This is a genomic window from Streptomyces sp. NPDC003077 (assembly GCF_040611095.1).
In the GTDB taxonomy this organism is placed as follows: Bacteria; Actinomycetota; Actinomycetes; order Streptomycetales; family Streptomycetaceae; genus Streptomyces.
In genome coordinates, this window is sequence record NZ_JBEXNM010000092.1 from 23,629 (window position 1) to 29,628 (window position 6,000).

6 protein-coding genes are annotated in these 6,000 nt (G+C 72.4%); all 6 read right to left on the reverse strand.

Features of this window, described 5'->3' with window-relative positions; all coding sequences use genetic code 11:
- Window positions 1-33: 33 nt before the first annotated feature.
- The 6 genes from ABZX96_RS34955 to ABZX96_RS34980 all read right to left on the reverse strand — a co-directional run bounded on the left by ABZX96_RS34955 (window position 34) and on the right by ABZX96_RS34980 (window position 5,916).
- Complete coding sequence (locus ABZX96_RS34955) at window positions 34-1,128, reverse strand: response regulator (protein WP_355552588.1); 1,095 nt, start codon at window positions 1,126-1,128, stop codon at window positions 34-36.
- A complete protein-coding gene (locus tag ABZX96_RS34960; RefSeq protein WP_355552591.1) occupies window positions 1,121-1,363 on the reverse strand; it encodes a hypothetical protein in 243 nt (80 codons plus the stop codon). The genes ABZX96_RS34955 and ABZX96_RS34960 overlap by 8 nt, the downstream gene beginning before the upstream one ends.
- Before the next feature lie 392 nt (window positions 1,364-1,755).
- A complete protein-coding gene (locus tag ABZX96_RS34965) occupies window positions 1,756-2,670 on the reverse strand; it encodes a carbohydrate ABC transporter permease (protein WP_355552594.1) in 915 nt (304 codons plus the stop codon).
- Window positions 2,667-3,551 carry a sugar ABC transporter permease gene (locus ABZX96_RS34970; RefSeq protein ID WP_355552597.1) on the reverse strand — a complete coding sequence of 295 codons (885 nt, stop codon included), beginning with the start codon at window positions 3,549-3,551 and terminating at the stop codon, window positions 2,667-2,669. Before ABZX96_RS34970 ends, ABZX96_RS34965 begins: the two co-directional genes overlap by 4 nt.
- Window positions 3,552-3,670: 119 nt before the next feature.
- Window positions 3,671-5,011, reverse strand: a complete 1,341-nt coding sequence (locus tag ABZX96_RS34975; RefSeq protein ID WP_355552600.1) for an ABC transporter substrate-binding protein — start codon at window positions 5,009-5,011, stop codon at window positions 3,671-3,673.
- Between the two features lie 68 nt (window positions 5,012-5,079).
- Entirely contained in the window at window positions 5,080-5,916 is an 837-nt protein-coding gene (locus ABZX96_RS34980; RefSeq protein WP_355552603.1) for a PfkB family carbohydrate kinase, read from the reverse strand.
- Window positions 5,917-6,000: the final 84 nt, after the last annotated feature.

A 6,000-nucleotide genomic window follows, 5' to 3' on the forward strand; every position in this document is an offset into this window, starting at 1 on the left:
GCCGCCGCACGGCCGTGGCACGGGGTTCGGTGGTCACTGGACTCCGGACAGGCGCCGCTGTTCGAGGCAGATGCCGGTGAAGACCGCGACCTTGGCGCGCAGGACCCAGGGATCGAAGGGCTTGCCGATGTAGTCGACGGCGCCGGCGGCATAGCCGCGGGCGGAGTGTTCGGGGTCGGTGCCCATGGCGGTGAGGAAGATGATGGGCACATCGCGGGTGCGGGGGCGTCGTTTGATGTGGGCCGCGGTCTCGTAACCGTCCATGTCCGGCATCTGCACGTCCATGATGATCACGGCGAAGTCGTCGTCGTTGAGGAGTGCTTTGAGCGCTTCCCGTCCGGAGGAGGCGGCGATCAGTTCCTGGTCGAGGGTGGACAGGACGGCGGTCATGGCCAGCAGGTTGTCCGGCTGGTCGTCGACGATGAGGACCTTGGGCATGGTTTGCGGGGCCGCCGGTGGCACCGCGGCGACGGCCTGCACCTGTTCGACCGCCTCCAGTTGCCGTTCCAGCAGGATGCAGCGCTGTTCGGCTTCGTCCCGCTGCTTCTGGGCCGCTCCGAGCTGGGCGGACAGGCGGGTGACCTCGTCCTGGAGCCGGTCGCGTTCACGCAGCAGGTCGGTGGCGTCGGGGCTGGCCGCGGCCAGGCGCTCGGCTCGTTCCCGTTCCGCGCTCCATGCCGCCTCCAACTGGTTCAGGCGTACTTCCAGGTCGGCGATGCGGTGTTTGCGGTCCAGCAGCGCGTCGTCCAGCGCGTCGCCGCGGGCTGTGGACCGGCGGGAGACGCGGTCGGCCTCGGCGAGCTGCTGTTCGAGCACTTCCACCGCGTGGCGGGGCGAGGTACTGGTCTCGACGGCTGCCCGGTGCAGGCGGCCCACCAGCTCGATGGCTTCCGGGGTGGCCGCACTGCCGCGGTGTTCGGCGGCATCGGTGAACAGGTCCATCACCACTTCCCGCGGCGGGACGCGGGTGCCGTTGAGGTAGCGCGAGAACGTGCCGGCGTCGCGCATGCGGCGGGCCGCGTAGCGGCGGACCGAGACCTCCATGCCCTCGAACAGCTCCCGCAGCGCCATGGCCAGCGCACGCGCTTCCGGTGACAGGTCCTCGGCGAGCGGACGTAGCTCACCCACGGTCGCTTCCACCCCGCGCTCCCGCCTCGCGCACGGCCGAGCCGCCGGGGGCCGTGTCCGGGGCGATCACCTGGTTGAACACCGCGACGGCCCCTCCCGCGGCGGCCAGGCCGGCGAGCACGCCGCCCATCGTCCCGTTACCGGCCAGCACCGACAGCAAACCGGCGCACGCGCCGGCCAGCACCGCCAGTAACAGCACCAGCGCCGTCCTCACCGACACAAGCGAACGATCCATCGAATCTGCCCTTCATCCATCCCTGCCGGACACCGGCCGGAACAGCGCGCCCCGTATGGCCCGCCTCGCGATGAGCCACACGATGCCGCCCGGTGAATCCGTTGCGCCAGGGAATCGACGAACCGGCAACGCTCCGCGTCCGTTGCCGCCCCCACATGGCAATCCGCAACACTCCGAAGGCCAGGTCAGGACCGGCGCGTTGACGAGTGTTGCGGCAACATCCACGGCATCGGCCGGTGCCCGGAACCGGACGGCGGTGCGGATCGGTGGCCTGGGAACCAGGTGGGCGGACGGGTGGAGCGGGAGCGGGGGATCCGGGTGACCGGACCGGTGGGACGGGAACGGGCGGGGCCGGGCGGTGGTGGGGAAGAGGCCGGGCAGCCCCGTCCGGCCTACCGCCCCACCCCCTCCGAGAGGCCGCGTACGAAGTGCCGCTGGGCCGGCAGGAAGACGGCGATCATCGGCAGGGCGGCGATGGTCAGGCCGGCGAAGAGCATCGGCCAGTCGGAGTTCAGCCGACCGGCCATGTCGGCGAGGCCGACGGGCAGGGTCTTGAGGCGGTCGTCGGTGACGAAGACGAGGGCGAAGGCGTACTCGTTCCAGGCGAAGAGGGCCTGCAGGACGGCGGCGGAGGCCAGGATCGGGCGGGACATCGGAACGACCACCCGCCAGAAGGTCTGCCAGCGGCCGGCCCCGTCGAGCAGCGCCGCCTCCTCCACCTCCACGGGCTGGCCGAGCAGGTAGGCGCGGATGAGGAAGGTGGTGAAGGGCACCTTGAAGGCGGTGTAGAGGACGATCAGCGCCCAGTAGGTGTTGTTGATGTGCAGGGCCTGGAGGAGTTGGGACAGGGGCACCAGGGCGACGGTCGGGGAGAGCATCATCGCGCCGAGGATCAGCAGCAGCGCGGGCTGGGAGAAGGGCAGCTCCAGCCGGGTCAGCCCGTAGGCGGCCCAGGCGCTGATCAGGACGACGCCGACCACGCTGGCCGAGGTGACCAGGACGCTGTTGAGCAGGTAGCCGAGGACGCCCTGCCGCCAGGCGTCGGCGTAGGTGCTCCAGTGGGGGTGCGCGGGCAGGCCCCACGGGTCGGAGAAGAGGTCCCCGTTCGATCTCAGGCCGGACAGTGCCATCCAGCACAGCGGGTAGACCACCGCGACGGCGAGCGCGGCGAGCACGCAGTACGCCAGGACGCGGAGCACGGCCCGGCCGGGGCGGACCCGGCCACGGCCCCGGCCGGGCGCTGTGCGGCGGGCGGGCGCGGGTGGTGCGGCCGGGGCCACGGGCCTGCGGTGCGGGGCGAGGGTCATGCGGTCACCGCCTTCCGGCGCGAGTGGAGGAGTTGCAGGAGTCCGGCGACGAAGGTGATGGCGAACAGGACGGTGCCGACGGCGGCGGCGTAGCCCATGTCGTCCCCGGTGAAGGCGCCGGTGTAGAGCCAGGTGCCCAGCGTCTGGCTGGAGTTGGCCGGGCCGCCGCCGGTCATCACCATGACCTCGTTGAAGACCAGGAACCCGCCGGAGACGGTGAGGATGACCAGCAGGGTCGTCATCTCCCGGACCATCGGGACGGTGACAGCGAAGAAGGTGCGCACCCGGCCTGCGCCGTCCACGGTCGCCGCCTCGTACAGTTCGCGCGGGATGCGCTGGATGGCGACCGTCAGCAGCATCGTGGTGTACCCGAAGGACTGCCACTGGCTCATGGCGATCACGCCCCAGATCGAGGTGTCCGGGTCGCCCAGCCAGTCGTGGGTGAACCGGTCCAGGCCCAGGGCGGAGAGGGCGCTGTTCACCAGCCCCCCGTCGGACTGGTACAGGAACCGGAAGAGCAGGCCGGTGACGGTCAGGGAGACGGCGGCCGGGACGAAGTAGACGGTACGCAGCACACCGCGCAGCCGGCGGCCGATCACGCCCTCCAGGACGGCGGCGAGCACCAGGGCCGCCCCGACCTGGAAGAGCACCGAGGTGACCGCGTAGCAGAGGTTGTTGGCGAGCGCCTTCCAGAAGACCGGGTCCTGGAGGGCCTGCCGGTAGTTCTCCAGGCCGACGTAGCGCATACCGGGCTGGAAGACGCTGAACTTGAAGAGGCTCAGCCGGATGTTCTCCACGATCGGGTAGTAGACGAACAGGGCGATCAGGGCGAGGGCGGGGGCGGCGTACCAGGCGTGGCGCCAGCGGCGTCGTCGCTGCACGGCGAGGGCACCTCCTTCGGGGGCTGGTGGGGGATGGGTGGGGCGGAATGGGGTTGCGGGCGCGCGGCGGGCTCGGGCTCCGGTCCCACCTCCGGCTCCGGCCCCGGCCGTCCGCCGGGTCAGTCGCGGACGCGGAAGCGGCGGGCGTTGTGCGCGCCTTGGCGTACCTGTTCCACGGCGTCGGAGGCGGTGGCCCGGCCGCTCAGGACGGACTCGGCCGCCGAGAGGTACGGGTTGACGATCTTGTCGTCGGCGCGGGTGTCGAGCCACAGGGACATCCGCCGGCCGGCGAGTGTGCGCTGCGCCTCGGGCAGGCCCTTGAGCGTCGCGGCGTCGGAGGTGCCCTTGACCGCGCTGAGCCAGCCCATGTCGCGCACGGCCGCGCGGGCCTGTTCCCGGCCGGTGAGGAACTTGAGGAAGTCGACGGCCAGCGCCTTGTTCGGGGAGGAGTTGGAGACGAGCAGCCCGTCGGCGCCGCCGGCGATGGCCCGCGCGGAGCCCGCGCCACCCGGCGGGGCGGGCATCGGGAAGAAGTCCCAGTGCCGGGTGAACTCGGCGGGCGCGCCGCCCTTGGTGCTCAGGTAGGAGAACTCCAGGGTCTCCAGGTACTGCATCGCGGCCTTGCCGTGGAGCAGCCGGGCCTGCGCGGACTCGTGGCTCATGCTGGTGCCGCCGGAGCGCACGCAGTGCGCCTTGAGCTGCCGAAGATCGTCGAAGGCCCGCCGGTAGCCGGGGTGGGTGAAGGCGTCCTCGTCGCCGTGGCCGTCGTAGTCGCGGGCCAGGACGTCGGCGGGCACCTCCATGGCGTTGAACTGGGTGATCAGGTGCCCGGCGGGCCAGCCGTACTGGTTGCCGAGGGCGAGCGGGGTGAACCCGGCCCCGGCGATCCGGTCGCAGTCCGCCAGGAGCTCCGGGAAGGTGCGCGGGGGCCGGTCGATCCCGGCATTGGCGAAGATCTCGGTGTTGTACGCGAAGACCTTGGCGTCCACGTTCAGCGGAACACCGTAACGGCGCCCGCCGAACGTGAAGGCGCCCAGCGCGTCCCGGTCGAACGACCGGCCCCACGCGGTGTTCTCCAGCACCCCGGACAGGTCCGCGGCGAGCTTGCCGTCGGCGAACTTGCGGGCGTACCGGCCCGGCCAGGAGAAGTAGACGTCGGGCATCTCGCGCGAGGCGGCCAGCACCGCTATCCGGTCCTTGTACGGCTGGTCGCCGACGGCCTGGAGCTCGATGGTGACGCCCGGGTTGCGGCGCTCGTAGGCACGCACGGCGCTCTTGAAGTACGGCGTGTACGCCGGGTCGGCGTACTTCTCCAGGATCGTCAGATGCCCGCGCGGCGCGCCGCGGAGGGTGAAGTCGTCGGGGGTGACCCGGACGGGGGCCTGCCCGCACCCGGCGACCGCCAGGGTCAGCAGTACGGCGAGCAGGCGGCCGGCGACGGCGGCGGGGGTGCGGCGCATCGGCTTCTCCTGGGGCGGGGCGGGCCTGGGGACGGGGGTGGTTACGAGGGCGGGGGAGTGGGGGCGGGTCACTGGGGAGCGGGAGTCATGGGGGCGCGGGACGGGGGGTCGAGCGCGAGGGGGTGGCCGAAGGCACCGGGCAGGGTGCACACCCGCGCGGCGTACGCGGCGGCGCGCTGGGCCGCGTCCGCGAGGGTGTGACCGGTGTGCAGCGCGACGTGCAGGCCGGCGATGAAGGAATCGCCGGCGCCGAGGGTGTCGGTGGCCCGTACGGGCACCACCGGCTGGCGGTGGACGACGTCCCCGTACACCAGCAGCGCGCCCCGCACCCCACGGGTCACCACGACCAGCTCCGGCCCCAATTCCCTTGCTCCGTCGAGCAGTTGGACCGCCTCCCGCTCGTCCGCGTCGGGCCGGGAGAAGACCGCGTGCCGCACGGCGGGCAGCAGGGGCGCCGCGTAGCTCCACGGGCGGTCGGAGAAGTCGAAGCTGACCGGGCAGGCGGCGGCCAGCCGCGCCAACTGCCCCTCCATGCCGCTGTAGTCGCTGGTGTGCACCAGGTCGAAGCCGCGCAGCCAGCGCAGGTCGCCCTCGTCGGGGACGAAGAGGGAGACGGTCTCGTCGCAGTCGCCGAAGGTGCGGTTGCCCGCCGCGTCCAGGTGGACGGTGGAGTAGGCGTTGGGGCCGTCGGCGACACGGGCCCGATCGGTGCGGACACCTTCGGCCGCGAGGGCGGCGCGGACGTGCCGGCCCGCCGCGTCGCTGCCGGTGACGCCGAGGTAGGCGGCGTCGGCGCCGAGCCGGGCCGCGTGCACGGCGACGTTGAGGGCGTTGCCGCCCGGGTACATCAGTCCGCGCTGGGGGTAGCGATCGACGACGTTGTCGCCGAGTCCGCAGATGCGCATGCCGCTCTTTCCTCCGGATGCAGATGGCGTGTTTCCGGGCGAGGTCCGGGGGCCCGGCAGGGTCGGCGGGTCCGGCCCGGCGGG

Coding starts and splice junctions, on each gene's coding strand:
- ABZX96_RS34960 (WP_355552591.1), bottom strand. CDS start 1,363: ATGGATCGTTCGCTTGTGTCGGTGAGGACGGCGCTGGTGCTGTTACTG.
- ABZX96_RS34965 (WP_355552594.1), bottom strand. CDS start 2,670: ATGACCCTCGCCCCGCACCGCAGGCCCGTGGCCCCGGCCGCACCACCC.
- ABZX96_RS34975 (WP_355552600.1), bottom strand. CDS start 5,011: ATGCGCCGCACCCCCGCCGCCGTCGCCGGCCGCCTGCTCGCCGTACTG.
- ABZX96_RS34980 (WP_355552603.1), bottom strand. CDS start 5,916: ATGCGCATCTGCGGACTCGGCGACAACGTCGTCGATCGCTACCCCCAG.